The organism is Methylobacterium nodulans ORS 2060 (assembly GCF_000022085.1).
Taxonomy (GTDB): domain Bacteria; phylum Pseudomonadota; class Alphaproteobacteria; order Rhizobiales; family Beijerinckiaceae; genus Methylobacterium; species Methylobacterium nodulans.
In genome coordinates, this window is record NC_011894.1 from 5,776,359 (window position 1) to 5,801,839 (window position 25,481).

At 65.1% G+C, this 25,481-nt stretch carries 25 protein-coding genes and 1 pseudogene; 18 read left to right on the forward strand and 8 right to left on the reverse strand.

The annotated features are described in order from the left end of the window. Positions 1-575 precede the first annotated feature (575 nt). From MNOD_RS48620 to MNOD_RS48285, 3 genes are all read right to left on the reverse strand, one after another. Positions 576-779 (reverse strand): hypothetical protein, encoded by a 204-nt coding sequence (locus MNOD_RS48620; RefSeq protein WP_015932094.1) that lies wholly within the window; start codon positions 777-779, stop codon positions 576-578. A 172-nt stretch (positions 780-951) separates the two neighbouring features. Further along, entirely contained in the window at positions 952-1,176 is a 225-nt protein-coding gene (locus tag MNOD_RS48280) for a hypothetical protein (protein WP_015932095.1), read from the reverse strand. After that, the gene (locus MNOD_RS48285; protein WP_015932096.1) at positions 1,176-1,340 is read right to left on the reverse strand and encodes a hypothetical protein; all 165 of its coding nucleotides are present in this window, start codon (positions 1,338-1,340) and stop codon (positions 1,176-1,178) included. Before MNOD_RS48285 ends, MNOD_RS48280 begins: the two co-directional genes overlap by 1 nt. 390 nt (positions 1,341-1,730) lie before the next feature. Here MNOD_RS48285 and MNOD_RS26740 point away from each other — a divergent pair, with 390 nt between their 5' ends. From MNOD_RS26740 to MNOD_RS26750, 3 genes are all read left to right on the forward strand, one after another. Beyond that, positions 1,731-2,006, forward strand: a complete 276-nt coding sequence (locus MNOD_RS26740) for a hypothetical protein (RefSeq protein WP_015932097.1) — start codon at positions 1,731-1,733, stop codon at positions 2,004-2,006. Positions 2,007-2,851: 845 nt separating this feature from the next. Beyond that, on the forward strand, positions 2,852-4,444 hold the full coding sequence (locus MNOD_RS26745) for a tetratricopeptide repeat protein (protein WP_015932098.1): 1,593 nt from the start codon (positions 2,852-2,854) through the stop codon (positions 4,442-4,444). An 89-nt stretch (positions 4,445-4,533) separates the two neighbouring features. Then, positions 4,534-5,034, forward strand: coding sequence for a hypothetical protein (locus tag MNOD_RS26750; protein ID WP_244424571.1), 501 nt, complete (start codon positions 4,534-4,536; stop codon positions 5,032-5,034). A 557-nt stretch (positions 5,035-5,591) separates the two neighbouring features. Here the strand turns inward: MNOD_RS26750 and MNOD_RS26755 are convergent. Both MNOD_RS26755 and MNOD_RS26760 read right to left on the reverse strand, forming a co-directional pair. Continuing rightward, positions 5,592-6,593 (reverse strand): transketolase family protein, encoded by a 1,002-nt coding sequence (locus MNOD_RS26755; RefSeq protein WP_015932100.1) that lies wholly within the window; start codon positions 6,591-6,593, stop codon positions 5,592-5,594. Between the two features lie 2 nt (positions 6,594-6,595). Then, positions 6,596-7,480: a transketolase gene (locus MNOD_RS26760; protein ID WP_015932101.1), complete on the reverse strand. Its 885-nt coding sequence runs from the start codon at positions 7,478-7,480 to the stop codon at positions 6,596-6,598. A 182-nt stretch (positions 7,481-7,662) separates the two neighbouring features. On the opposite strand from MNOD_RS26760, the gene MNOD_RS26765 reads away from it, so the two are divergent. From MNOD_RS26765 to MNOD_RS26820, 12 genes are all read left to right on the forward strand, one after another. After that, positions 7,663-8,544, forward strand: coding sequence for a shikimate dehydrogenase family protein (locus MNOD_RS26765; protein WP_015932102.1), 882 nt, complete (start codon positions 7,663-7,665; stop codon positions 8,542-8,544). A 30-nt stretch (positions 8,545-8,574) separates the two neighbouring features. Further along, positions 8,575-9,669 (forward strand): glycerol dehydrogenase, encoded by a 1,095-nt coding sequence (locus MNOD_RS26770; RefSeq protein ID WP_015932103.1) that lies wholly within the window; start codon positions 8,575-8,577, stop codon positions 9,667-9,669. Next, complete coding sequence (locus MNOD_RS26775) at positions 9,666-10,490, forward strand: SDR family NAD(P)-dependent oxidoreductase (RefSeq protein ID WP_015932104.1); 825 nt, start codon at positions 9,666-9,668, stop codon at positions 10,488-10,490. Before MNOD_RS26770 ends, MNOD_RS26775 begins: the two co-directional genes overlap by 4 nt. Continuing rightward, positions 10,487-11,629: a mandelate racemase/muconate lactonizing enzyme family protein gene (locus MNOD_RS26780; RefSeq protein WP_015932105.1), complete on the forward strand. Its 1,143-nt coding sequence runs from the start codon at positions 10,487-10,489 to the stop codon at positions 11,627-11,629. Before MNOD_RS26775 ends, MNOD_RS26780 begins: the two co-directional genes overlap by 4 nt. Next, a complete protein-coding gene (locus MNOD_RS41770; RefSeq protein ID WP_083786564.1) occupies positions 11,626-12,126 on the forward strand; it encodes a VOC family protein in 501 nt (166 codons plus the stop codon). The genes MNOD_RS26780 and MNOD_RS41770 overlap by 4 nt, the downstream gene beginning before the upstream one ends. Next, positions 12,119-12,823 (forward strand): GntR family transcriptional regulator, encoded by a 705-nt coding sequence (locus tag MNOD_RS26790; RefSeq protein ID WP_015932107.1) that lies wholly within the window; start codon positions 12,119-12,121, stop codon positions 12,821-12,823. The genes MNOD_RS41770 and MNOD_RS26790 overlap by 8 nt, the downstream gene beginning before the upstream one ends. 288 nt (positions 12,824-13,111) lie before the next feature. Next, the gene (locus MNOD_RS26795; RefSeq protein WP_015932108.1) at positions 13,112-14,344 is read left to right on the forward strand and encodes an ABC transporter substrate-binding protein; all 1,233 of its coding nucleotides are present in this window, start codon (positions 13,112-13,114) and stop codon (positions 14,342-14,344) included. Positions 14,345-14,348: 4 nt separating this feature from the next. Next, positions 14,349-15,311: a carbohydrate ABC transporter permease gene (locus MNOD_RS26800; protein WP_244424572.1), complete on the forward strand. Its 963-nt coding sequence runs from the start codon at positions 14,349-14,351 to the stop codon at positions 15,309-15,311. Continuing rightward, the gene (locus MNOD_RS26805) at positions 15,311-16,138 is read left to right on the forward strand and encodes a carbohydrate ABC transporter permease (protein WP_015932110.1); all 828 of its coding nucleotides are present in this window, start codon (positions 15,311-15,313) and stop codon (positions 16,136-16,138) included. Before MNOD_RS26800 ends, MNOD_RS26805 begins: the two co-directional genes overlap by 1 nt. 15 nt (positions 16,139-16,153) lie before the next feature. Next, the gene (locus tag MNOD_RS26810) at positions 16,154-17,341 is read left to right on the forward strand and encodes an ABC transporter ATP-binding protein (RefSeq protein ID WP_015932111.1); all 1,188 of its coding nucleotides are present in this window, start codon (positions 16,154-16,156) and stop codon (positions 17,339-17,341) included. Between the two features lie 17 nt (positions 17,342-17,358). After that, a complete protein-coding gene (locus MNOD_RS26815) occupies positions 17,359-18,390 on the forward strand; it encodes an L-idonate 5-dehydrogenase (RefSeq protein WP_015932112.1) in 1,032 nt (343 codons plus the stop codon). A gap of 1,064 nt (positions 18,391-19,454) precedes the next feature. Continuing rightward, a complete protein-coding gene (locus tag MNOD_RS26820; protein ID WP_015932113.1) occupies positions 19,455-19,844 on the forward strand; it encodes a PRC-barrel domain-containing protein in 390 nt (129 codons plus the stop codon). 328 nt (positions 19,845-20,172) lie between these two features. Here MNOD_RS26820 and MNOD_RS26825 read toward each other — a convergent pair whose 3' ends face one another. Beyond that, entirely contained in the window at positions 20,173-20,454 is a 282-nt protein-coding gene (locus tag MNOD_RS26825) for a hypothetical protein (RefSeq protein ID WP_015932114.1), read from the reverse strand. A gap of 495 nt (positions 20,455-20,949) precedes the next feature. On the opposite strand from MNOD_RS26825, the gene MNOD_RS26830 reads away from it, so the two are divergent. Then, positions 20,950-21,150, forward strand: coding sequence for a hypothetical protein (locus MNOD_RS26830; RefSeq protein WP_015932115.1), 201 nt, complete (start codon positions 20,950-20,952; stop codon positions 21,148-21,150). A 468-nt stretch (positions 21,151-21,618) separates the two neighbouring features. Here the strand turns inward: MNOD_RS26830 and hmpA are convergent, their stop codons facing one another. Next, positions 21,619-22,845 (reverse strand): NO-inducible flavohemoprotein, encoded by a 1,227-nt coding sequence (gene hmpA / locus MNOD_RS26835; RefSeq protein WP_015932116.1) that lies wholly within the window; start codon positions 22,843-22,845, stop codon positions 21,619-21,621. Positions 22,846-23,096: 251 nt separating this feature from the next. Here hmpA and MNOD_RS50085 point away from each other — a divergent pair, with 251 nt between their 5' ends. Together MNOD_RS50085 and MNOD_RS26840 are read left to right on the forward strand one after the other, a co-directional pair. Next, positions 23,097-23,222: a hypothetical protein gene (locus MNOD_RS50085; RefSeq protein ID WP_280113428.1), complete on the forward strand. Its 126-nt coding sequence runs from the start codon at positions 23,097-23,099 to the stop codon at positions 23,220-23,222. A 1,174-nt stretch (positions 23,223-24,396) separates the two neighbouring features. Further along, positions 24,397-24,969: a PRC-barrel domain-containing protein gene (locus tag MNOD_RS26840; protein ID WP_015932118.1), complete on the forward strand. Its 573-nt coding sequence runs from the start codon at positions 24,397-24,399 to the stop codon at positions 24,967-24,969. Between the two features lie 49 nt (positions 24,970-25,018). On the opposite strand, the pseudogene MNOD_RS26845 reads toward MNOD_RS26840, so the two are convergent. Then, positions 25,019-25,432 (reverse strand): annotated as a pseudogene (locus MNOD_RS26845) (NAD(P)H-dependent oxidoreductase); the annotation flags it as partial. Positions 25,433-25,481: the final 49 nt, after the last annotated feature.

The following is a 25,481-nucleotide window of genomic DNA, read 5'->3' on the forward strand; positions in this document are numbered from 1 at the left end:
AGGATATGCCTCGTTGCGAATCTTCAGCTGTTCACAGCACCGAGGTTGTCAGGTACCAACAGCAATGCGTACCTCATCGTTTGTCGTATTCGCTTTGTCGGTAGCAACTTGGGGACACCGCATGCAGGCAGTAGACCCCTCCTGCAAATACCAGCGACAGGTCTGACGAATTTGGCAAGACGGCAAGCTGTCTACGACCGGGCGCGGGCCGCAACACCATGAGATCGGTCTAAGCACAGTTCTGTGATCCGCATCACACAACGCGAAAGACAGGATCACAGAGCGCATCCGCACTTCACATGCCGTTCAATGCTTAGCCACGCCGGCTGCGATTGTGTGATACAGATCACAGACCATAGAAGCGCAGACTGACAGCGGGCACCCTGGTCCCACCTCAACCGAGCGCCCGCTTGAGAATTGGCATAGGGGCCTGCCGGATGGGGGACCGCGTGGACCCGCTTCAGCAGTGCGGCAGCCTGAGCTACCCAGTTCCGACCGATGGCGCACCGGCGCGCCGGCATCCATGAGGCCTGCACAACCTTGACTGCAGGCCCTGTCACATTCAGCAACTGATTTTAGTCGATTCTCACCACTCCAGTCGCTTTTCCGTGCTTGTCATGACCGACAATATACCAGTGACCACCCATTTCGTAATACTTCGCCAATCCGGCCGCTACCTGATCGAGATCATTGAGATCAAGATCGTCTCGGTGTGACGGGACAGCTTGCACAGTCTCACCAGCGTCGGTGGTCGCAACGCTTTTCAAGAGATTGATCATTGCCCTACCTCTTTGTTTGCCTCTACTGAGGCGAAGCCAGACTGGCAGCGATCATTCCCGCATTCCGTGATCCAGGTCACACAAACTTGGACGATGTGAGGGTATCCAGCCTCACATGCGTGAAAATGTGTATAGCTGCCGAAGCTCCAGACCTGTGTAGGGCTTGCCACTGTCAGGCTTGCGCCCTCATCCCCATCGCATGGTCAAGGCGCAGCTCATCCAGCACATCGCGGAACTGAACCCGCATCTGCGTCTCGGTGAGCTCGATGCCGTTGAGCGGCTTCAGCGGCTCGTCGAGCGGCTGACGGCTGCCCCGGCAGTCCAGCAGCCGGAAGCACCCGGCGAGCGCCCGCACCTGGTCGGGCGTGAGGCTGTAGGCGAACCGGTTCCGGTCCATCACCCGGCCGTCCAGGCCTGCGCTCGGGCCGAATCGTAGGCCGCTTCGATCGCATCGCCTTCGACCCCCCCGAACTGCCCATCGTAGGGCAGCGCCCAGGCTCGTGCCTTGCCCTTGTGACCAAACACCCAGACGATCTGCAGGGTGGCATCCGCACTGGCCATCGGCATCGGCTCCGTTCCATCCACGCGAGACTCGTTCGAGCACCAATGATAGAACAAAATCAGAATGTGCAAGCTGACCGAAGCTCTCTCGGCCAGAAACGAGGCGATTCAGTGTTCACACTTCTCGGTATCAGAGATCATCGGAAGCACTCCCACCTGATCAAGAGCGTTGTCTCAACGAGTGTAGTCGCCAGTTCAACCTTGGAGGCTCGGTGTCAGGCAGTGACACCGGCGCTCTGGACGTGCACAGTCGCAGTCGGATCGCATTTCGACCGGTGCATGCGCTGATGCGTCAGCGCACAATTCAGAACCGGGGTCATGCTGGTGCGTTCTTGAGTCAGCAGGAACTGCAATCACTGCCGTTCCCGCTCAAGCTCGCGGAGCTAGATCATGGCCAACACTGCTCAGCCTCAGACAGGCCAATCCGGACGGGGATTCCAGGTCCGACAGGTTACCAACATCCAAGCATCATGGCAGGAGCAGCAGCGCGGACAAGAGGGCTTATTTACTGTTCAGCTCATTCTTGATAATGGCGTGGAAGAATACATCATGGAACCTGCCGCCGATGATTTGAGGTCACTACTGGAGCTGTTTAAGCTCAGCAAACACACGACGTTCGATCTGGAGCGAAAAGTTTTGATGTTCTCCAATCTCGGCGTTGAATAAATGCACAAATTTTCTGATGCGCTCGGAAAGCGATGAACGAACCCGATCGTAAGAAACCGGGCGCGCCTCATACACCTGGTCACCTTGTCCCTGCGGCATTGTTCGCTGCATGCTGCTGTTCCCAACAGCGGTTCCCAGGCCCGGAAGGCGGCGCTGGCCGCGTCCGGGCTGGCGTATCTGCTCGAGGATCGGGGCAGGCCCACATCGCGGAGGGGCGCTCGTGCGGGTGCCGGCCGACCGGCGCCCGCCCTTCTCCGGCTGCCACCTGTACTAACCCCAGCCGCCGGCAGCCGGCGGCTGCCTTTGCTGGCTGAGGCGCTGCCCTACCGGGGCTAGTCCCGCTGAGCTGTTCGCTCCCGGAGACGTGTGATGAATCGAGCCTGAGGCGAGCAGGCTTCTCTGCCGGTCTAAACGCGCCGAATGAGCCAATCGGCCTTCCAGCTTGAGGCGCAATTGCGGACCACACGACCGCAGCGGAAGCCGCGGAAATGCCGGCTCGTGACCCCTGAGCCGACGTTCGGAACATCCACTTCCGGCAGTCTCGGCGTCGGACCAGCGCCGCCGCCGGTGAGCCGACGTGACGACCTCACTATGCGGGGACCGGGGTGATCGGGTCCGACGAAATCGCCGTACTCACAGGTGTCCGCCTGTGCGGTCGCGAGCTATGTCGCCGGTGCAGTCACGCCGGGGTATAGTTCAAGCTGAACTTAGGGCAGAACGTCTGATCGGAATACTGCGGGTGCGCCGTGCCTGCAGCCTCAGGACGTTTGCGGAGACGCTGCAAGCGCGTATAGTGCCAAGGTGCCCGGAGGAGGTTACGCCGTAGCCGACAGGAGGGTGGCCCCATGCGCACGTCCTTGCTCGCGGCAACCGCCAGCGTCGCCGTAATTGCTCTTTCCTCCGCGCAGCCGCTCGTTGCGCAAGGTGACGTCAATCAGCAGCTCGGAAGCGTCCACTTCAAGACTTCGTGCAACGAGGTGGCGCAGCGCCGCTTCGACCGAGGCATGCGCTACCAGCATTCCTACTGGTATCTGGCCGCCAAGGAGGTCTTCGAAGAGGCGCTCAAGGCCGACCCCACCTGCGCCATGGCCGAGTGGGGCATCGCGCTGACCTACCTCGACAACCCGCACAACCCGATCCCGCAGGCCAACCTCGCGCCGGGGCTAGCCGCCATCGAGCGAGCCAAGGCGCTGAACCCGAAGACCGAGCGCGAGCGCGATTATATTGATGCGCTGGCGCTGATGTATACCGACTACGACAAGCTCAGCCACAGGCAGCGCATCCGGCTCTTCCGCGATGCGCAGGAGAAGATGGCGGCGAAGTATCCGGACGATGACGAAGCGCAGATCGCCTACGCCATCACGCTCAACACCTCGGCCGACCTCAACGACAAGACCTATACCCAGCAGCTAAAGGGCGCCGCGATCCTCGAGCCGCTCTCAAAGCGCCTGCCGCAGCATCCGGGCGTAACGCATTATCTCATCCATCTCTACGATTATCCGGAGCTCGCCGCGAAAGGGCTCGACGCGGCGCATCGATATGCGCAGATCGCGCCGGCCGCGCCGCACGCTCAGCACATGCCGTCGCACATCTACACCCGCGTCGGCTACTGGAAGGAATCAATCGACTCGAACACCGCCTCATTGAAGGCGGCGCGAGCGGAGAAATCGGTCGGCAATTACCTGCACGCGCAGGACTACATGGTCTATGCCCACCTGCAGCTCGGCCAGGACAACGAGGCGCGCGCCGTCGTGGAAGACATGGTGCGCGAGACCGATTTCAAGGCCACCGTGCTCGCCGCCCATTACGCGCTCGCGGCCTCGCCCGCGCGCTATGCGATCGAGCGGGGCGACTGGCACGCAGCCTCGCAGCTCACCGTGCGACCAAGCCCGTTCGCTTACGCGACGGCGATGACGCATTTCGCCCGTGCGCTCGGTGCCGCGCGCTCGGGCCAGCCCGAGGCCGCCGCACCCGATATCGCCAAGCTCGCCGAGCTGCGCGACACGTTGCGCGAGACGAAGGACGTCTATTGGTCGGAGATCGTCGACATCCAGCGGCAGCTCGCGGCCGCCTGGGTGCTCCACGCGGAAGGCAGGCACGACGAGGCGCTGAAGGCCATGAGCGCCGCGGCGGATGCCGAGGACAAGACCAACAAGCACGTGATCACGCCCGGGCCGCTCGCACCGGCGCGGGAGCTCTACGGCGAGATGCTGCTTGAGCGCGGGATGGCCAAGGACGCGCTCGCTGCCTTCGAGACCACTCAGGCAAGGGAGCCGAACCGCTTCCGCGGCTTCCTCGGCGCTGCGCAAGCCGCCGAGAGGCTCGGCGACAAGGTGACCGCGAAGGCGAACTACGAGAAGCTGCTTGCGCTCACGACGGGCTCGACCTCCGAACGGCCTGAAGTCGCTGCGGCGCGCAACTTCGTCGCGATGAACTAGGCGTGGTTGCGCAACAGCCAATGAGACGGATCGCACTTATCGTTGCAGCGGCTGTTTTGGCTACGGGGGGAGCGCTGGGGGCGGCCAGCTTGTTCGTCAATCACGCGCCGGCCCCACACACGGCCCTTGTGGCCTCGAAGCCGGTCTGGACTGAGACGGCGTGGCCTTTCCCAGTGGATCCCTGGGGGAAAGGCAAGGCCTTCCGCTGCCGGGCTGATCACTGCGGCACGGAGGTAGTCCTCTATCTTCGGGCGAAGATCGGCTTCTGCGGATGCGTAACAACGATCGATGACGACGACGTCGATCGCGTTGGCGACGTCGATCTTATCGCGGCCGAGCGAACCTCGCTTGGTCCGGGCCGATTCATCGAGGTGCGCTGGATGAAGGGGCGCAGCCGCAGCTATGCCCTCGGCGGCCGCGGCGCGACGGCGAAGTCGGCACTCGCGATGGCGTTCCACGAACGTTGCGACATGATCGTCGCAACGGCGGCCATGGGAGTCGACCAGCCGGCGAGGCAAGAGCGGGCCGTTATCGAATTCCTCAATAGCGATGTGGTGCTGCGCTGGGCCGAAGTGACGCTCGGGCTGTAGCGCTCAGGCCAGATCAGGCTGGATTTCGCGATCCTTTCATACCAACTCTCGTTGAGCGGGACTCACCCGGGTTGGCGGCGGGCGTGGGGTGTGATTCTACTCTTGGGTTTGAAGGCTAAATAGAAACCGACCTGCGTGGCAGCCGCCCCGCTCCTCATGCTGAGGTGCTCCGAAGGAGCCTCGAAGCACCCCGGACCGGTGCTCCCAGCCACCAAAACCTCGGACCAGCGGTCAGGCGTGCTTCGAGGGCCGGCTCCGCCGGCCACCTCAGCATGAGGAGCGGGGTTGGCTGCCACGAAAGGAAGTGCTCGTTCGGCCGGTTTCAACCGTCAGGGTCGGCCAAGGCCGGTGGCGAACTGATACCAACGGCCCAAGATGCCGACGCATCGGGCCGTTGACCTGCCTCGAATTTCCGACACCAAGCCAAAGGCTTGGCGAAAATTCGAGAACGGAACCAACGGTCCTTTTCAAGGCCCGTTGGTATTATGCGCCTTCCATCGTCGCCGCGGCAATCGAAGGGAGCGCCTCGCCGGTTGCGGTCCGTGCGAGGCGTTCCCTCAGATCTTTGCCAGCGCGGTGCGGGCGATCTCCTCGATACCGGCGGCGTCGAGCTTGTAATGCGCGTACAGATGGGTCGGCGGAGCGATCAGGCTGTACTCGTCGTAGATGCCGTGGCGCAGGAGCTTCACACCGCAGCCCTCGTCGGCGAGCACCTCGGCGACGGCCGAGCCCAGGCCGCCGAGCACGTTGTGCTCCTCGGCCGTCATCAGGATCCGGCTGAGGCCGGCTGCACGCAGAACAGCCTCCCGGTCGAGCGGCTTGACCGTCGCCATGTCGATGACGCCGACCGAGCGACCCTCGGCATTGAGCTTGCGCGCTGCTTCCAGGGCCGGATGCACCGGCAGGCCGCAGGCGATGATGGTCAGTTCCTCACCCTGCATGTGCTCGATCGCCTTGCCGATGGCGAAGGGTGTCCCGCGCTCATAGACGTCCGGCTCGCGGCCTCGGCTGATGCGGAAATAGATCGGCTGCGGCCAATTCGCGGAAGCCTTGATCGCGGCGGCGAGCTGCGGACCATCGGCCGGCGAGATCACGGTGAGATCGGCGATAGCCCGCATTGTCGCGATATCCTCGGTGGCATGGTGCGAGGTCCCGTAGAAGCCGAGGGAAATACCGGTGTGATGGCCGACGAGCCGGACCGGCTGGGCACAATAGGCGACGTCCATGCGAATCTGCTCGCAGCAGAGCAGACCGAGGAACGAGGCAAAAGTGGCGACAAAGGGCATGTGTCCCGTCGTGGCGAGCCCCGCAGCCGCGGTCACCATGTTCTGCTCCGAAATGCCGAACTGCACATAGCGGTCCGGATACTTCGAGGCGAACTTGTTGAGACCATTGGAGTATTGCAGATCCGCCGAGCCCGCCAGCACGGGATGGCCCTCCGCGACCAGTTCAATGAGCGCGTCCGACAGGAAGTCGAGGCCGGGATTGCTGGCATTGAGCGCGCGATACTGCCATGAATTGGCCGATTGCGGGCCGGCGGCGAATTGGTGAGCGTTCATGTTCAGATCTCCCGGCTCTTGATTTCGGCGATGGCGCGTTCAGCGTCTTCTGGAGCGAGATAGCCGAGATGCCAGCCGGGCTCGGTCTCCATATAGGTCACGCCCTTGCCCTTCAGCGTCCTGGCAATGACGCAAACGGGAGTCTTGCGCGTGTCGTCCGCCCTGAGCCGGCGCAGCAGCGCCGTCAGCGCCATCAGGTCATGGCCGTCGACGAGATGGGTTTCCCAGCCGAAGGAGCGCCATTTCTCGTCGAGCGGCTCCACACCCATCACCTCGTCGACCGCCCCGTCGAGTTGGAAGCCGTTGCGATCGACGATGGCGATCAGCTTCGAGAGCTTGTGGTGGGCCGAAAAGAGTGCCGCCTCCCAGACCTGTCCCTCCTGCATCTCGCCGTCGCCGAGCATGACGAAGACGTTGAAGTCCCGTCCTGCCGCACGCCCACCCCAAGCCATGCCGGCCCCAGCCGACAAAGCGTGCCCGATCGAGCCGGACGAGAAGTCGATTCCCGGCACCTTCCGCATGTCGGGGTGGTCGCCGAGCGGATTGCCGAGGCGGGTGTAGCCGTTCAGCACCTCGGTCGGCAGATAGCCGAGATCCGCGAGAATCGGAAAAAGGCCGACCGCTGCGTGGCCCTTGCCCATCAGGAAGCGGTCGCGATCCGGCCAGGCCGAGTCGTCCTGCTTCAACTTCATGACGTCGTAGTAGAGAGCGGAAAAGATTTCGGCGGCCGAGAACACCGACGAATAGTGGCCGACCTTGGCGATCTCGATCAGGCGAATCGTCTCCAGCCGGACGAAGCGAGCCTTCTCCCGCAACCGCACGATTTCGGCGGGGGACGGAGCATAGTCGTTTCCGGCGCGTCCTTGCGGGGCGGGTATCGCTGGCATCCTGGGTATTCCTCGGTCTGGTGACCCGGCAAAGCGTCCCCGGACGTCGCGACCGCTCGCGGCTTCGAAGACTTTCTTTCAGGAAGACAATGGCTTGCGGTGAAAGCGGCCGCGCGCCCTGCCTCGCAATTCGCCGGTTGACGGCAGTCTCGTATCATGCATCATATATGATCGCAAGGCTGATGAGGCGGCTCGCGACAGCGCGCAGCTACAAAACCGGGGAGGTGGTCATGGAAATCGACGGGCGCAGCCGCGTCATCGTCCACCTGGCTTACCCATCCGCGCATCTGCTCACGCCGACGCTGTTCAATGCGCGCTGCCTCGAGCGGAGGATCAATGCCGTGCTGGTTCCCTGGGAAGTTGCACCGGCCGACCTCGGCGCGGCCTGGGCTGGGCTGAAGACGGCGCGCAGCCTCGCAGGCGCCATCGTCACCATTCCCCACAAGGAGAGTGCGGCGAGCCATTGCGACGCTCTGGAAGGGGCCGCCGCCGATCTCAACGTCGCCAATGTCATCCGGCGCGACGCGGAGGGCCGCATGACCGGTCGCCTCTACGACGGCGAGGGATTCGTCGCAGGGCTCTGCGCGCATGGTTACGAGCCGCTCGGGAAACGCACCTTGCTGCTCGGCGCCGGTGGCGCCGCGACCGCGCTCGCCCAGGCCCTTCTCACCGCGGGGGTGTCGGAACTCGTCATCGCCAATCGCAATATCGACCGGGGCGAAGCGCTCGCCGCGAGGCTTCGCGCGCTCAATCCCGGTCGGCCGATCGGCACCGGGCCGGCGAATGCGCGCGGTTTCGATCTCGTGGTCAACAGTACCTCGGTCGGCCTCGACGGCGATCCAGCGAGCCCGGTCGACACTTCCACGATCGAACCCGGCTGCATGGTCGCCGATATCGTCATGAAACCGGCCATGACGCCACTATTGCGCGGCGCCGAGGCGCGTGGCGCACGAATCCATCAGGGCGTGCACATGCTCGCCGCCCAGATCGATCTCTTCGTCGACTTCCTGCTCGACGAGGGCTCGGCCGCGGCAGCGCTCCGCCCATCGCTCCGCATCGCCTGAAAAATCCTCCAACCAACGAGACTTGCGATCATGATCATCTTCGGCTCGCCGCGGCGCTACCTGCAGGGACCCGGCGCAATCGCCCGTCTGGGCGAGGAGATCGCCCGCATCGGCAAGACCGCCGTCCTGATCGCGGATGCGCACGTCCTCGGGCTCGTTTCCGCTCCCGCCGCGGAAAGTTGCCGGACCGCCGGGGTCACCCTGTCCACGATCACCTTCGGCGGCGAGATCACGCATGCCGAGGTCGAGCGCATGGCGTCCTTGTGCACGAGGACCCCGTCCGAGGTCGTGATCGCGGCTGGCGGCGGCAAGACCATCGACGCCGCCAAGTTCCTCTCCGGCAAGATCGGAGCAAAGCTCGCCACCATACCGACGGTGGCCTCGAACGACTCTCCGACCAGCCACATCATCGTGGTCTACGACGAGCACCATAAGCTCGTCGGCGTCGAGAGGCTCAAAGCCAACCCCGACCTCGTGCTGGTCGACACCGCGATCATCGCCAAGGCGCCGGCCATCCTGCTCTCCGCCGGCATCGGCGACGCGATCGTCAAACGCTTCGAGGTCGAGCAATGCGTCGGGGTCCAGGGCAGCAACGCCTTCGGCGGGCGCTCGCCGCAGACGGCGCTCGCACTGGCGCGCGCCTGCTACGACACGGTCCGCGCCGACTCGGTCGCCGCTCTGGCAGCGGTCGAACGTGGCGAGCCCGACCAGGCGCTGGAACGGCTCGTCGAGGCGAGCGTGCTGATGAGCGGCCTCGCCTTCGAGAGCGGTGGACTCTCGGTGTGCCACGCGATGACGCGCGGGCTCTCGGCCGTGCCGGGACCAGCCTCGGCGCTGCATGGCCATCAGGTCGCCTACGGCCTGCTTGTCCAGCTTGTGCTCGAAGGCCGCGACGCCGCCTTCGTCGAGGACATCCGCGGCTTCTTCACCGAGGTCGAGCTGCCGCTTTCCCTTGCCGATCTCGGCTTCAACGGCGGGCCTGCGGAGATCGCGACCATCGCGGAACTCACCGCCCAGGCCCCCCACATGAAGCACTTCGCCCGCCCCGTCTCGGCGCAGGATCTCGTTGCGGCGATCGAGGCCGTGGAAGCGATGGCTTCGCCCACGAAGGATGCCGCCGAATGAGCGCGCCCGTCACCGCTCGCGCCATCGCGGATTTTTCGCTCGACGGGCGCGTCGCGCTCGTCACCGGTGCGGGGCGCGGCATCGGCTCTTCGATCGCGCACGGCTTCGCGCAGGCGGGCGCGACGGTCGTGATCAACGACGTCGATCCGACCGCCGCCGAAGCCGCCTGCGAGCGCCTGCGCGCCGAGGGGCTGAAGGCCGAGCCGCAGCCCTTCGACGTCACCGACCATCCGGCCGGCGCCGCAGCGATCGAGGCGATCGTCGCTCGGCACGGCAAGCTCGACATCCTGATGAACAATGCCGGCATCCTGATCCGCAAGCCGGTCGAAACCCATGAGATCGCCGACTGGGACAAGGTCATCGCGATCAACCTGACCTCGCTCTACGCGCTCGCCCGCGAGGCGACGCGGCATATGCGCAAGGCGGGCTACGGCCGCATCATCAACACCGCGTCGCTGATGGGCATTTCCTCGCGACCGGGCGTGATCTCCTATGTCGCCGCCAAGCACGGCGTCGTCGGCATCACGCGCGCGCTGGCGGCCGAGCTCGGCCCTTACGGCATCACCGTCAACGCGATCGGGCCGGGCTATATCGAGACGCAGATCAACAAGGCGACGCTGGCCGACGGCCGCTTCCACAAGCAGGTCGTCGACCGCACGCCGCTCGGGCGCTGGGCCTCGCCCGACGAACTCGCCGGCCCGGCCGTCTTCCTCGCCTCGGCCGCCGCAGGATTCGTCTCCGGCCATGTGCTGATGGTTGACGGCGGCATGTCGGCGACGCTGTTCCAGCCCGAAGTCACCGATCTGGGGCTTGCGGCATGACCCGGCCCCCTGCCCTCTCCGATGTCCCGGACGCGGCAGCCCTGCCGGCCGTCACCGCCGTCGAGGCCATGCATTGCCGCATTCCCTTCCCGAGCCCGCTCCAGCTCGGCAAGGTGCACATGACGCACCGCGATTATGTGCTGGTGCGCCTGCTCCTGGCCGATGGCGGAACCGGCCATGCAATCGGCTTCGAGCGCGGCATGCCGCTGCTCGATCTCGTGACACGGGTCGCACCCTTCTATGTCGGACGCTCGCCCGCCATGCGTGCCGCGGCGCGCCGGGCGGCGGAGGCCGCGACGCCGCCGGCCCGGGCCGTGCTGATGCGCGGGATCAGCCTGCTCGACATCGCGATGTGGGACGCGCTCGCACGCAACAAGGGCCTGCCGCTCTGGGCCCTGCTCGGCGGCGCGCGCAGACGCGTACCGGTGATGCCGGTGGTCGGCTACGGCGCCTCGGCGCCGGCGGTGGCTGAGCAGTGCCGCGATCTCGCGGGCCGCGGCTTCCGCACGGTCAAGGTCATGATCGACGGCAGCGATCTCGCGGCCGATGCCGCCTTGCTCGATGCCGTCCGCAAGGCGCTGCCCGATGAGGTCGCCTTCGGAATCGATGCGCACTGGTCCTGGACGACGATCGCCGACGCCATGCCGACCTGCCGGCGGGCGGAAGAACTCGGCGCCATCTTCATCGAGGATCCGTTCCTGCCGCAGCAATGGCGCACCATCGCCGAGCTGCAGACGCAGCTCCGCGTCCCCCTCGCCGTCGGCGAGGACGTGATCGACCGTTACGGCTTCCGCGACCTCGCCGAGGCCGCCCGCATCCTGCGCGTGGACGCCTCCGTCAGCGGCGGGGTCACCGGCGCGATCGAGGCGCTGCATCTGGCAACGATCATGGATCGCGAGGTCATCCCTCATGTGTTCCCGGCGCTGCATGGCCAGCTCGCAGCGGCCTTCCCGGCCGCCCGCTGTGTCGAGATGATCCTGCCGGAGGTCGGGGCCGACCCGGTCGACCGGCTGTTTGCCGAAGAAGCGCGGATCGAGGGCGGCGATCTCCTGGTGTCCGAGACGCCGGGCGCGGCGATCGCCTTCGACTGGGACAAGGCCCGCGACTTCGCGCTGCGCAGCGAGCGTGTGGGAGAATGAGCATGAGCGCGTCCCGTACCGCCTCGGCAAACTCCGATCGGCCCCGTTCGATCACATTCGGACACACCGGCTTCATCACACCCGATATCGAGCGCTCGGTCGCCTTCTGGAGCGAGGTGCTCGGCTTCCGCGCGGAGCCGATCGGCGAGCGCAGCGCCCCTTGGCTTGCCCGGTTCATCGGCGTGCCGGGTGCGCATATGCGGCTCGTCCATCTCTACGGCCATGGCGCGCATATCGAGTTCATCGAGTTCGTTTCGCCGGAGGGAGCGCCGATCAGGCCCGCCGCCAACCAGCCCGGCACGGCGCATGTCTGCCTGCGCGTGACCCGGCTGCCGGAACTGCGCCAGCAGATCCTCGACGCCGGCGGCTCGCTTCAGGGCGAGATCAGCGAAATCACCGAAGGTATCGCCAAGGGGTTGCGCGGGCTGTTCATGCGCGACCCCCACGGCATCCTGATAGAGCTGGTCGAAGTCCCCGAGGAGGACAACGATGGCTGAGACCAGGCTACCCATCACGCAGGTCAGCAAGGAAAACCTCTCCGCCCGCATCTATTCGCAGATGCGTCGCGCCCTGATGGACGGACAGTTCGAGCCCGGTGAGCGGTTGACGATCTCCCGCCTGGCCGAGCAGTTCGGCACCAGCATCACCCCGGTGCGGGAGGCGATCTTCCGCCTCGTGAGCGAGCGGGTTCTGGAAATGCGCGCGGCGACGGCCGTACACGTCCCGCCTCTCGACCCGGCACGGCTGCGGGAGGTCCAGCTTATCCGCATTGAACTGGAGGGCGCGGCGGCGGAACGTGCGGCCCAGATCATCACCGAGAAACAGCTCGCCGAGCTGACCGCGATCCACGAGCGCTTCCTTGCAGCGGCGGCTGTCGATCCGGCCGAGGCCTGCGTCCGCAACCGGGACTTCCATTTCGCCCTGCTGCGGGTGGCCGAGCTGCCGATCCTCGAAGGCATCGTCGAGAACGCCTGGGTGCTCATGGGGCCGTTCCTTCGGATGTTCCACGTGCATATCCCCAAGCGCCAGCTCGCCGCGGACCAGCATCTCCACCACGACGTCCTGGACGCGCTCCGCCGGCGCGACGCCAAGGCGGCTCGCCATGCGATCCAGGACGACATTCGCTGGGGCAACGTCCTGATCGACGCCCTCGAGCGGGAGCGAGACGAGAACAGATCTGCTGCTGCCAGGTGAAACACCTCGCGGCATCGCGTCAGCCACGGGCGCCCCGGAAGACCGGGCGCTTTGCCCGCCAGAGCGTTCCCCGCCGAAGTGGATGCCGGTTCGGCGTCAGGGAGCGCGTCACATCAAAGCTTGAGAGCCGTCGACCGGATGCAATCAGGTCGGGAACGGCTCTCGAGCGCTCCCCGCCGAAGTGGATATCGGTTCGGCGTCAGGGAGCGCGTCAAAGCAAGACCTGAGAGCCGTGAGCCGACCCGACCGGGTCGGGCACGGCTCAAAGGGCGCCATCAGAGGAACGCCATGACCGGACTCTCGAGACGCACCCTGCTGCAGGCCGCCGCCGGCGCGACCGTGCTCAATGTCACCCGCAGCTTCGCCCAGACGAAAGAGACGCTGACATTCGCCGCTGGACTATTCGCCGAGGCCGGCCGCGGCGACCGGACCCGCGCCTGGATCGACAAGTTCAACAAGAGCCAGGACCGCTATGTCATCGAGCCGGTGGCGATTCCGTTCTCCAAGCTCGCCGACACGGTCTTCACCCAGATGGGCGGCGGCGGTGGGCCCGACCTGATCCGCTTCGACCAGACCGACTTCTTCGCTGCTGTCCCGGCCGGCCGGCTCTTCCCGGTCGACGACCTTCTCGATCTGTCCAAGTACAAGTTCCAGGCCGCCGACAAATTCGTGAAGATCGACGGCAAGCGCATCGGCATCACCTTCGAGACCGCCAACTACGCCCTGCTCTATAATCCCGCCCTGCTGAAAGACGGCGTGCCGCCCAAGACCTTCGATGAATTCCTGACGGCGGCCAAGGGAGCGACCGGCCGTGGCAAGTTCGGCTACGCCTTCCGCGCCACCATGCCGGAGCGGGCCGGCTTCTGGTTCGACCTGTCGAATTATGTCTACGGCTTCGGCGGACAATGGGGCGCCAATGGCGAGCCGCTCTTGAACAGCCCGGAAGTGGTCGAGGCGATCACCCAGTACAAGCGCGTCTACGATCTCGGCGTGATCCCGAAAGGCGCCGACGCGGCGACCTACCGGCGCATGTTCTGGGAAGGCAAGATCGCGATGAACGTCGACAACGGCGGTGTCGGCGGCATCTTTTCGGCACAGGCCCCAGACTTCAAGTTCAACGCCGCGCCCTCGCCCTTCCCGCACAAGCAGCAGGGCATCGTGCTGACAATGCTGGCCGTCAACGCCAACTCGAAAAAGCGCGCCGCCGCCGCGGCCTTCATCGAGTGGATGCTCCAGCCGGAGCCGCAGGCGGAGCTGCAACTTCTGCTCGGCGCCTCCAATGTCGCCACGCAGATCCCACGCGCCGAAGAGGAATTGAAGAAATATCCGTGGGTCGCCGCCTTCGACCAGAACACGCCCTACGGCCAGCCCTTCCTGGTGCGCTCGCTGGAAAGCAAGACCCTCGATTTCCAGCAGGTCGTCTGCGAGAACGTGCTGCGCTGCCTGATCGGCGGCGAGTCGCCCAAGAAGGTGATGGACGACGCGCAGGCCCAGGCGCTCAGCCGGATCCTGCGGCGGTAGTGCCATGGCGGACGCGATCATGCGGCAGCCGCCGTCGCTGTCCTCGGGCCTTTCCGAGCAACCCAAAGCGGTTGCTCGGCTCGACGGCAGTCCGTGGACTCCATACTGGTTCGTTGCGCCAGTGGTTGTCTACCTGCTGTTGTTCCAAGGCTACCCGCTGCTGCGCGAGCTGATGCTCAGCTTCACGCAGACCTCCCTGCTCACGCCCGAGCAATCCACCTTCGTGGGGCTGCGCAACTACGAAGAGCTGATGGCGCGCCCGGACTTCTGGCGTGTCATCGGCGTCACCGCAATCTACACGGTGGTCTGCGTGGTGATGGCGATTTCGCTCGGTCTTGGCGCGGCCCTGCTGCTCGACCGGCCGTTCCGCGGCCGCGGCTTGGCGCGTGCCCTCGTGACGGTTCCCTGGGCGGCGCCCCCCATCGCAGTCGCGACGATCTTCGCCTGGATGCTGAACGCCCAATACGGCATCTTCAACTACGTCCTGAAGCTCGTTGATCTCGAGGTCGGCTACGAAAGCTGGCTCGACAATCCAAGGCTCGCCCTGCCGGCCATCCTCTTCACGACGATCTGGCAGATCTTCCCCTTCTCCTCCGTCGTGCTGCTGGCCGCGCTGCAGGGCGTCTCCGAAGAGGTGCGCGAAGCGGCACAGATCGACGGGGCCGACCGGCTCAACATCTTCAAGGTCGCCGTGTGGCCGACCATCCGTCCGACCGTGGCGCTGCTCGCCCTGTTCGTGACGATCTGGTCGCTGCGCCGTTTCGATCTGATCTGGGTGATGACGCAGGGAGGGCCGATCGGCGCGACCAAGACGCTGGTCATCGACCTCTACACGCGCGCCTTCGTTTCGCGCGAACTCGGCGAGGCGGCCGCGATCGGCATGGTCGGACTTTCGGTCGCGCTCGTGGTGACGCTCGTCTACTTCTGGGCGACGCAGCGGGCCGAAAAAGCGGAGGGCCGTCGCTGATGCGCAGTTCCAACTCGCATACGATCCGCATCGTCCTGGTGCTGGCGCTGCTCGGGGCGTCGATCTTCCCGATCTACTGGATGATCGTCACCTCGCTGACCTCCTCGGCGAACCTCTTCGCCGACACGCCGCAGATGCTCCCCGATCCGAGCCAGGCCTTCAACTACGCCGACACGCTGCGGGGCACCGGGGTCGTCACCTGGCTCACCAACAGCGCGATCGTCGCGGTCGGCACGATGGTGCTGTCGATCGGTCTCGCCATCCTGCCGGCCTATGCGCTCTCGCGCTTCCGTTTCCGCGGCAAGGACGGGATCGGCTTCCTGCTCTTCGCGACGCAGATGCTGCCCGAGGCGATGCTGGTGGTGCCTCTCTACGCCATCTTCGCCAATCTCGCCCTGCTCGACAGCCTGGGCGGCCTGATCCTCACCAACACGGCCTTCACCGTCCCGGTCATCACCTGGATCTTGAAGGGCGCGATCGACGGTGTGCCTCTGGAAGTCGAGGAAGCGGCGCGTGTTGACGGCTGCTCGCGGCTGGACATCGTCCTGTCGATCGTGGTGCCGGTCGTCGCGCCGACGCTCGCGGCAGCCTCCGTGATCGCGTTTTTCCACGGCTGGAACGAGTACGTCTTCGCGCGAACCCTGGTCTCCAGCCAGGACCTGCGCACGGCCTCGGTGGGCCTCGCCAGCTTCATCGGCGAGCTCTCGACACCCATCCACACCGTCATGGCCATCGGCGTGATGTACACGCTCCCGGCCGTCCTCTTCTACCTCATGGTCCAGCGCTATGTCGTGGCCGGCATGACGGCCGGCAGCGTCAAGGGCTGAGAAAGCGGAACCGACATGGCTTCGATCATGCTCAACCACGTCGCCAAGCATTTCGGTGCGAAAGTTGCGATCGCCGACATCGATCTGGAGGTCGAGGACGGCGAATTCCTCGTGCTGCTCGGTCCTTCCGGCTGCGGCAAGTCCACTCTGCTCAGGATGCTCGCCGGCCTCGAGAGCGTCACCAGCGGCGAGATCCATCTCGGCGGGCGGCGCGTCGACCAGCTTCCGCCGAGCGCGCGCGACATGGCCTTCGTCTTCCAATCCTATGCGCTCTATCCGCATATGACGGTCAGACGGAATATCGCCTTCCCGCTGATCATGCGGCAGTTCAAATGGTGGTTCCACCTGCCGATCATCGGCGGCCTCGCCAAGCGCCGGATCGAACGCTCGCCGAAGGTGGCGGAACTCGTCGAGAAGACGGCGAAGGTGCTCTCGCTCACGGAGATGCTGGACCGCTATCCGCGTACGCTCTCGGGCGGACAGCGCCAGCGCGTCGCGCTCGGGCGCGCCATGGTGCGAAAGCCCGAAGTCTTCCTGATGGACGAGCCGCTCTCCAATCTCGACGCCAAGCTTCGTACCGCGATGCGCGGCGAGATCACACGCCTGCATAACCGCGTCGGCGGCACTTTCGTCTACGTGACACACGACCAGGTCGAGGCCATGACGATGGGCACCCGCATCGCCCTGATGCGCGACGGCGTCATCCAGCAGTTCGGAACGCCGCGGGAGATCTATACCTCGCCCGCCAACACCTATGTCGCGCGTTTCATCGGAACGCCACCGATGAACCTGATCGAAGGGCGCGTCGAGAACGGCACGATCCGGCTCGGCGGGACGAGCCTGCCTCTGCCGGCAGCTCTGGCGGCGGCAGGCCGCACCGCCGGTCGGGACACCGTGTTGCTGGGTATCCGGGCCAATGCGCTGGCGCTCGGTGCGCCGGGCGGGGCTGGCGGGCTCGCCGGCACCGTCAGCCTCGTCGAGCATGTCGGTGCCGAATCGGTCGTTGCGGTCAAGCTGTCGCAAGTCAGGACCGCCCATGACGAGGAAGGGGCGGTCCCCGGGGAGATCATGGTCACGGCCTCCGGTTACAGCGACCTCAAGCCCGGAGACGCCGTCACGGTCGGGCTCGACCTCTCGGAGGCCGTGCTGTTCTCGCGGAGCACGGGCGTGCGGCTCGTCGCCAGCCTGGCGCTGGCCGCGTGAGCGTCGGGACCGTTCCGATGAAGGGCGTCATCCTGCACGCGCCGCACGATCTGCGCATCGAGGAGATCGCGGTCGTGCCGCCGGGGCCGGGCCAGGTCCGCATTCGCATCGCCGCCGGCGGCATCTGCGGCTCGGATCTGCACTACTACCATCACGGCGGCTTCGGCGCGGTACGGATCCGGCAGCCCATGGCGCTCGGCCACGAGATCGCCGGCACGGTCGAGGAGATCGGCGCGGGCGTCTCGCATCTGGTTCCCGGCCTGCGCGTCGCGGTCAACCCGAGCCAGCCCTGCAACGCCTGCCGCTACTGCCACGAGGGCCTGCGGCATCAATGCCTGCACATGCAGTTCATCGGCTCCGCGATGCACTTTCCCCACGCGCAGGGTGGCTTCCGGCAGAGTCTTACGATCCGGGCGGAGCAGGCCGTGCCGGTCGGCGAGAACGTCAGCATGGCGGAAGCCGCGATGGCCGAGCCTTTGGCGGTCTGCCTTCACGCCGCGCGCCAAGCCGGTCCGCTGCTCGGCAAGCGCGTGCTCGTGACCGGCTGCGGCCCGATCGGGGCGCTCTGCATCATCGTCGCGCGGCTCGGCGGAGCCAGGGAAATCGTCGTGACGGACGTCGCACAGGCTCCGCTGTCACTCGCGCAGCAACTCGGCGCCACGCATGCCATCGACATCGCCGCGACGCCAGAGGCGCTCGCCCCCTATGCTTCCGACAAGGGTCGCTTCGACGTCCTGTTCGAAGCGTCGGGCAACGAGCGGGCGCTGGCCGGAGCCCTCGATGCGATCCGCCCGGGCGGCGTGGTGGTACAGGTCGGGCTCGGCGGGCCGATGACGCTCCCCGTCAACATCATCGTCACCAAGGAGCTGAAGCTGCACGGCACCTTTCGCTTCGACGCCGAATTTCAGCTCGCCGTCGATCTGATGAGCCGCGGCCAGGTCGATCTGATGCCGCTCGTCAGCGCGACTCTGCCGTTCGAACGCGCTGTCGAAGCCTTCGAGCTCGCTGGCGACCGCACGGCATCGATGAAGGTGCAACTCGCGTTTTGAACCGCACCTGCCAGCGGCCACACCGCCACGGCTCGAGGGCTAACCTTGCATCACCTTTGCGTCGGGCACCGTCACGGGACCTGAGCTGCGGCCGCCGAAACGGCAAGGCATACCTCATGTCATACCAGCCGCCAGAAGTCGTGCCTCTCTGGAGGCTGACAGGGTCGTTGAGGTGTGATTCGCTCCTTGCCGAGAGAGATCGGGAGCAAGGCGGTGACGCTTTCGATCACGCGCACGGATTTGATGGCGGCGGAGCTTCGCGCTGAGGCCTTTCCGCTACCAACCAATTTAATCAAGATCTTAGAGCCGTGATCCGACCCAGCGTGGTCGGGCACGGCTCAAGCGAATACTGCTGCCGTCCAGAGGCCAGCGGACCCCTCAAAGGCTGCTGGCACAGGACAGCACCGGCCGGCGCGGCTTGCGAAACTCGAACGAGGGCGCGGGACCAGTCGGCACCATGCGGCAAAGGTTGCTATCAGTACTCCAAGTCTCGGAACTGAAGAAGTCGTTCAAAATTTCTCTTCAAGGAGGTAGGCGTTATGGCTGGATCGCCACGAACCATAAACACCGCCGATCAGCTTAGCAGTATGATCCTGTTAGGAATGGCGATTATTGGCGGTGCGCTTGCAGTCTTTCTTATTACATTCACGGGAGGATAGACCAAGCGCATGAGAGCCGCTCCCTGACGCCGAACCGGCGTCCATTTCGGCGGGAAGCGCTCTGGGCTGCCGGCTCTCGATGTTGTCGCGGTCACCGTCGAGTGGACGGTGCCGGCCCTCATGCTGTTCGGCAGGTGAGCAAGCCCATCTCGGCTTGCCTCGGGCGCAAATCGCCCGAGGCAGATGAAGAAAGCCCGCCGCGGCAGGACCGGGCGGGCTGAGGCGGACTTGTTCAGACGAGTGTCAGGCAACCACGCCTGCCAGCGCGGCGCTTTGACCTTTGCTGGCCGATCCGTCCGCATGTTGCATGCGCTCATTTCGTGAAGGCTGGCCAGCACAAACCGGGACCGTGGACACTCTCGCGCGTTGACTTGCATATCACCATGCTACCGAGAGGAGACAACCATGGCAGACACGACAAGCATGGGCAGCAGCGTCGCCACGGACGAGACGAGCGAGCTTATCGCCTCCAACAAGGTCGAGGGCACGACTGTCTACAACCGGCAAGGTGAGCACCTGGGCAAGGTCTACAACTTCATGGTCAATAAGCGCTCGGGTCAGGTCGAGTATGCAGTGATGAGCTTTGGCGACTTTCTCGGGATGGGCGGGAGCTACCACCCGCTGCCCTGGAAGGCGCTGACCTACGATCCGAGCCAGGGCGGCTACGTGGTCGACCTCGACAAGCGTAAGCTGGAAGGGGCGCCGAGCTATCGGACGGGCGAGGAGCCGACCTTCGACCGCGCCTACAGCCAGAGCCTCTACGACTACTACGGCCTACCCTATGGCGTGGTCTGAGCGTCCCAGGACCGGGAGCGGCCGCACGCAGCGGCCCGCGCCCGGTCGTGGTGGATGTCAGCGGCTGACCACAGATTGCACCCTCTCACTGTGAAGGGGAGCGGGGCGCCGTGTGCGGCGGCCGAGATGCTCAAATGGGGCGAGGGCCTTCACCTCAAGAGGTCTGAGACGAACACCCGGCAAGGTCCTCACCCTTTGTCGGGCGTTCTCGTTCACAGCTGCGAGCAAAGTGACACCGGCTCGGGAAGGGGAAGCCCGGCCAGTGTTGAAGGGAATGTCCGAAAGCGCAGGCTTTTCGCGCGGCAGCCCGCGATGGTTCCGGAAGGCCTCAGGCGCCCATCCACACCACCTTGAACCGCTCCCGGCGGGCCTTGGCGTTCATGGTCTCGCAGGTGGCGCGGGCCCGCCGCTCCGAGAAGAAGGTCATCCGGACGACCGGGCGGGGGAAGCTCAGGTCCAGGATCTGCCAGGGCTTGGGGGAAAGATAGGCTTGCCCCTGGAGGCTGCCTGCTGACACCGCCCCGGTGAAGAGAGCATTGGCGAACTGGAAGAAGGCCGTCTCGGCCTCGGTCACTGCTGCTGCCGGCTTCCCCTTCTCCAGCTCGGTCATCGCCTGCCTCTGTTCTGAAACCTTTGCCAGCTCGCAGCCGTAGCAGGCGCATATGACAGCCGCTTGTCTCGCTCCGTCCTTCCTGTCGCCCATCGTCCTGGCCTGGACCCGGGGCCTTGCCAGCCTCTCGCCCGGCCGGCCTCTACCCATGCATCACGAACACGCCTTCTCGGATGGAGCTCACCGTCTGGACCGTCTGAAAGAGCGGGCCGGGACGGTGTTGAAGCGTGCTGGTGTGGGGGACCATGGCTGTGACCAACTCGCGATCGGCGAGCTTTTCCGGCGCTGCCTCATTACCGGCGAGCAGATCGATGCTGCCGTCGTTGCGAAGCTCGGCCGAAGCGCGCAGCGTCCTTCATCCCGCGCGCGCCTCACGGCCGCTCCTTCCTGTGGTTCTCCTCCATCGAGGAGGCCCGCGTGCTGGGGAGATGGAACCAGACGAGCGACTGGACGTCGACTCGCCAGCCTTGCTTCCACGATTGGCACCAACAGGCCATGAAGCATCCGACGTTCGACCAGGTTCAGCGGCAAGTCGAGGAGATGATCGCGGACTGGAGCCATCAGGCGGCCGAGCTCCGCCGGTCGGCGGAGGAGCTGCTGCGCGATGAGGTGACCGCCGCCCGCAAGATCATCCGCGCGATCCGATGCAACCTGACGCCCGCCAGAGGCAGCAGGACACGCGGTAGCGGGCATTGAGGAGTTGGGAGTAGCATGGCGATCGGCAGGCGCGGGGATCTCGCCCGCACGTCCCCCGCGCCGCCGGGCGAGACTTCTCGCACAGGGACGAGGGCCGGTTCACCGGAGGGAGCGCTGGTCCTCGTCTACCGGACGGCGCGGCACCAGGGCGAGGGCGCAATCGATCGGCGTTGATCGATCGGCAGGGGCGGTTCTCGAATTGACGTGCGTGAATGAACGAGCCGGCGGCGTGGGCCTACCCGGCCCGCTGCTTGCAGGCAAGCGCGCGACCTTCATCGCCGGCATGCCCGATATCCCAAATGCATAGGCCGGCGCCTGGAGCCAGGTGCGCCATTCCTCCTTGGTCGTGAGCAGCACCGGCATGGCCTTGGATGCACCGGAGCAAACACCCCATTCGCTTCGGTCGTGAAGGCCTCCAGCTGGCGCTCCTCCTCGACATCCCGAGGCGCTCTCTGCATCCTCTTGATCTCAGGCGGCCAACAGTTCGTCTGCCGGGCCGAAGAACTCGTAGCGGATCCGCCCGAGTGGCACGCCTGTTCGCGCCAAACTGCCCACCAGCGCCCGTAAGAACGGCCGTGGCCCGCACAGGTAAAAGACCGCCTCCTTCAAGGGAGTGTTCTGTGCCAGCCAGTCCGCCGTGATGAACCCCTGCTCGTCATAGTCGCGGCCCTGCACATCCGCGCTCTCCGGCTTGTTGTAGAAGGTCCGCACGGTAATGCCCTGCGCTCCCGTTGCGAGCGTCCGCACATGGTCGCGCATGGCATGGACGCGACCATTCTCCGCACCGTGCACGTACCAGGTCGGTCGTCCACTGCCGGCGCGCAGGATCGCCTCCAGCATGCTGACCATGGGGGTGAGCCCAACCCCACCACTGAGCAGCACGACAGGGCCCGTGCTGGCCTCATCCAGGAAGAACTCGCCCGATGGAGGCGCCACCTTCAGCACGGTCCCAACCCCTGCCTGGTCATGCAGCCAGTTGGAGGCAAGCCCAGGAGGAACCCCGGGCCACGCCTCTCGCTTGACGGTGATCCGGTAGGTGCGGTCTTCAGGGCCAGAGGAGATCGAGTAGTTGCGCTTGATTTCGCCGGCACCGGGTACATCCAGGGTGAACGTCAGATACTGTCCTGGTCGGTGCCGCAGCACGGGTCCGCCATCCACGGGCGCCAAGACGAAGGAGCGGATGATCTCGCTTTCCTGTTTCGTGCTCGCCACGGCGAAATCCCGCCAGCCGTTCCAGCCGCCTGGCGCGGCGGCAACTTGAGCATAAAGGTCGGCCTCCCGCGCTATCAGCAGGTCGGCCAGGAACCAGTAGGCCTCGCCCCAGGCGGCAAGGATCTGGTCCGTTGCCGCATCGCCGAGCACGTCCTTGATGGCGCCCAGCAGTGCGTCGGCGACGAAGGGATAATGGCGCGGCAGGATCTGCAGACCGACGTGCTTCTGGGTGATGCGCTCCACGCGCGAGGCGAGTACGCCCAGGTTCTCGATGTTGCGAGCATAGGCGATGATTGCGGCGGCCAGAGCCTTCGACTGGGATCCGGTTTCGCCGTGATGCGACTGGTTGAACAGATTGCGGATCTCGGGCGTGCGAAACAGCCGCTCGTACATCCGGTCAGTGATGGCTCGGCCGTGCGCCTCCAGAGCCGGCACAGTCGCTTTCACAATCTCGATGGTTTCGTCGGTCAGGGCCGTCGGCATGTTTGCTGAACTCCGTGCTCGATGCGCCTCCCGTCCGGCCTGCGGCAGCCGCCCTCTCACTCCGGTAGTGCGTACGCCAAGGTGTCCATCCCCCCGACGCTCCTACGCTATTGCGTCCCGGCAACGCCGACGGATCCCGCATTCAGACCGCGTGTGACGTGGCGTCTTCTGAAACGCAGTTCGGCTGATCGGGGATCCGGTTTCCGGTTCCGCTCTGATCTAGGGCGCGCGGCCCGCTCAAGGCGGCAGACGTGATCGACGTGCTCTCGGACCTGTTCACCCTGCGTGGCGTGCCCGCGCATATTCGGTCCGACAATTATGGGCCGGAGTCCGGAACGCTGCGCGCGATGCGGGCCTGTCCGACCCGACGCCTCTGAGTTTGAACAGCTCGCCGATGGTCGGGGTGTCGGGCATGGGTTGAACCTACCATCTCACCCCGTGCTGCGAGGCACAAAATCAGCGTTGGAGTCCCGATAAGCGTCCCGATGCCGCCTTCGGCCGGGCCGTCCCACGCTCTGCTTTGAAAAGTCTCGGGAAATTTGGTCGGAGTGGCAGGATTTGAACCTGCGACCCCGACGTCCCGAACGTGGTGCGCAAGTCGCTGAGCATTGTTTTTACAGGATTTTCTCCTTCTCAATGGACCGGATGAGGACCGGATCTGACGCCCATTCGGTCCACGAAGCGGTCCACGCCAAATGACGCGCGTCCTCGTCACCGGCGGCCGCGGCTAAGCGCCGCGATCATAAATCAGATCACAAGTCAGAACGTGCCCCGTCCGAAGTGACCCATCTGTTTGCTATCGCACCCGGGGCCTGCGGGCGGGTTAGGGCGTTGGAGGATCGCCATGACGATGCGAAGCTATACACGCCTAGCAGCGGTGATTTTTGCGGTCGCTGCAGTTCTCCAGTTGATGCGGGCTGTTCTCGGTTGGCCGGTCACAGTGGTTACGGCATGGGGTCCGATGTCCATCCCGGTTTGGCCGAACTGGATTGCGTTTGCCGCTTTCGCTCTCCTCGCTTGGCTGGGGTTCTCCGCATCCCGTTCTTAAGAGCAACCTGTTGCAACCGACTCACATAAGGCGAATTATGGGAACAAGCGGCCCGGAGGCGGGGCCACCGACCGCAGCACCGCGACCTTGGGAGAACACGGGCGCGGCCGGTGCCTGCCACCCTGGTCGCTTCAGGGCGCAAAACGATGCTGTGCGCCGCGAGCGGCACCGGCAAGCGTAGAGAGGGGACACGCCGGCATAGAGAGGGATCTTCTCTCCGCCAATCTCATCTATACTGTTGCGACCCGCATCCAGCGGAGGAACGCAGGCTCGCAGCAATGGTTCTATGTCGCTCGACTGGGCTCGCTCTGCCGTCAAAAACCAAACCCCGCTGGAGCGGGGCAAGAAGGTGGCGCAGGTGTTGACGGTCGAGGGGGCAGATCAGGCTCTTGGAGCGCCGGACATCGGGTTCCGTGCGCCTGGAAGATAGTGCGGGAGATCGTCCGACAGGCCCAACCACGATCCAGTTCAAGAACACAGGAACGTTCGAGAGGGAGGCGTTCATGAGAACGTATTACGTCTTCCAAGCTGCAAGCTCCCCTGACTTACGCGGGTACACCTATGATCCCACAGGCGAGGGACTGCCCGCCCAACATGGTCCGTGGACCCGCATCCTGCAGATCGGCCCCGATGAGGAGTGGACTCAAGACGTGAGCCGAGCGGTGGTGGCCGGCGGCATCTTGGAGAGTGGCTATTACCTGTGGGGTCCCGTCGATCAGTCCGGTTCGTTGAAGCCCATTATCGAGAGTGATCGCGTCGAAGGGACGGCCGTGTTCAACCGGGACAATCACCAGATTGGCACGATCCAGCGGCTGTTGATCGAGAAGGTGAGCGGGCGTGTCCTCTATGTGGATGTGACGTTCGGGGGCTTTATGGGCCTGGGCGTCCATCATCTCACGATCCCGTGGGGGATGTTGACTTATGACAGAGAGCTTGAGGGCTACCATACCGACATCACGGAAAGTCAGGTCCAAGGCGCGCCGGCCTTTTACAGCGAAGACCGAGTCTGGCCTGGTCCCGAGCGAGAAGAGCAGGTGAGCAACTACTGGAACAGTGTCGCTCAACGCGCCAGTTGAGGGTGCACCCATTTACTGGAGTCTAAGAGCCCGCCGGCCCCGAGTTCATCTGGGTCGGGCGCAAGCTGCCCTCGCTGAGCGGCAGCCAGTCGATCTGGCTCTTCATCACGCCGGTCAGGTTGCCATGGCGCTCGGGGCTGACCCAGACCTGACCCTCCGACCAGAGTGACAGGTTCCGCAGCTCCTGAACCTTCGGGTGGTCGGCAGTTGCGTCGTCCGGCAGGGGCAGCCCGTGCGCGTGATAGATCCGGACCTCGCCGCTCATGCGCTCCAGGAGCCGGGCCGCCTCATAGGCCAGAAAACGGCTGAACGAGCGCTCACGCAGAGAGCCGTAGAGGATCAGGAAGCGGGGCGCGTGCGTGAGGTGCTCGCGCGATTCCAGGTGCGCCGGCGTTGGCACCTCGAAGTGGGGCTCGCTCAGGTTCGGAGTGCCGTCGGCGAAGGGCTGATGGGGCTTGTCCACGGATCCTCGTTCATCTACGCTTCAACGATAATCGAAATGTTGGATCGAA

Coding starts and splice junctions, on each gene's coding strand:
- MNOD_RS48285 (WP_015932096.1), bottom strand. CDS start 1,340: ATGGCCAGTGCGGATGCCACCCTGCAGATCGTCTGGGTGTTTGGTCAC.
- MNOD_RS26840 (WP_015932118.1), top strand. CDS start 24,397: ATGAGAACGTATTACGTCTTCCAAGCTGCAAGCTCCCCTGACTTACGC.
- hmpA (WP_015932116.1), bottom strand. CDS start 22,845: ATGCCGACGGCCCTGACCGACGAAACCATCGAGATTGTGAAAGCGACT.
- MNOD_RS26780 (WP_015932105.1), top strand. CDS start 10,487: ATGACCCGGCCCCCTGCCCTCTCCGATGTCCCGGACGCGGCAGCCCTG.
- MNOD_RS26760 (WP_015932101.1), bottom strand. CDS start 7,480: ATGCCAGCGATACCCGCCCCGCAAGGACGCGCCGGAAACGACTATGCT.
- MNOD_RS26815 (WP_015932112.1), top strand. CDS start 17,359: ATGAAGGGCGTCATCCTGCACGCGCCGCACGATCTGCGCATCGAGGAG.
- MNOD_RS41770 (WP_083786564.1), top strand. CDS start 11,626: ATGAGCATGAGCGCGTCCCGTACCGCCTCGGCAAACTCCGATCGGCCC.
- MNOD_RS26825 (WP_015932114.1), bottom strand. CDS start 20,454: ATGACCGAGCTGGAGAAGGGGAAGCCGGCAGCAGCAGTGACCGAGGCC.
- MNOD_RS26740 (WP_015932097.1), top strand. CDS start 1,731: ATGGCCAACACTGCTCAGCCTCAGACAGGCCAATCCGGACGGGGATTC.
- MNOD_RS26810 (WP_015932111.1), top strand. CDS start 16,154: ATGGCTTCGATCATGCTCAACCACGTCGCCAAGCATTTCGGTGCGAAA.
- MNOD_RS26770 (WP_015932103.1), top strand. CDS start 8,575: ATGATCATCTTCGGCTCGCCGCGGCGCTACCTGCAGGGACCCGGCGCA.
- MNOD_RS48280 (WP_015932095.1), bottom strand. CDS start 1,176: ATGGACCGGAACCGGTTCGCCTACAGCCTCACGCCCGACCAGGTGCGG.
- MNOD_RS26795 (WP_015932108.1), top strand. CDS start 13,112: ATGACCGGACTCTCGAGACGCACCCTGCTGCAGGCCGCCGCCGGCGCG.
- MNOD_RS26790 (WP_015932107.1), top strand. CDS start 12,119: ATGGCTGAGACCAGGCTACCCATCACGCAGGTCAGCAAGGAAAACCTC.
- MNOD_RS26755 (WP_015932100.1), bottom strand. CDS start 6,593: ATGAACGCTCACCAATTCGCCGCCGGCCCGCAATCGGCCAATTCATGG.
- MNOD_RS26765 (WP_015932102.1), top strand. CDS start 7,663: ATGAGGCGGCTCGCGACAGCGCGCAGCTACAAAACCGGGGAGGTGGTC.
- MNOD_RS26820 (WP_015932113.1), top strand. CDS start 19,455: ATGGCAGACACGACAAGCATGGGCAGCAGCGTCGCCACGGACGAGACG.
- MNOD_RS26745 (WP_015932098.1), top strand. CDS start 2,852: ATGCGCACGTCCTTGCTCGCGGCAACCGCCAGCGTCGCCGTAATTGCT.
- MNOD_RS26830 (WP_015932115.1), top strand. CDS start 20,950: ATGAAGCATCCGACGTTCGACCAGGTTCAGCGGCAAGTCGAGGAGATG.
- MNOD_RS48620 (WP_015932094.1), bottom strand. CDS start 779: ATGATCAATCTCTTGAAAAGCGTTGCGACCACCGACGCTGGTGAGACT.
- MNOD_RS26805 (WP_015932110.1), top strand. CDS start 15,311: ATGCGCAGTTCCAACTCGCATACGATCCGCATCGTCCTGGTGCTGGCG.
- MNOD_RS26775 (WP_015932104.1), top strand. CDS start 9,666: ATGAGCGCGCCCGTCACCGCTCGCGCCATCGCGGATTTTTCGCTCGAC.
- MNOD_RS26800 (WP_244424572.1), top strand. CDS start 14,349: ATGGCGGACGCGATCATGCGGCAGCCGCCGTCGCTGTCCTCGGGCCTT.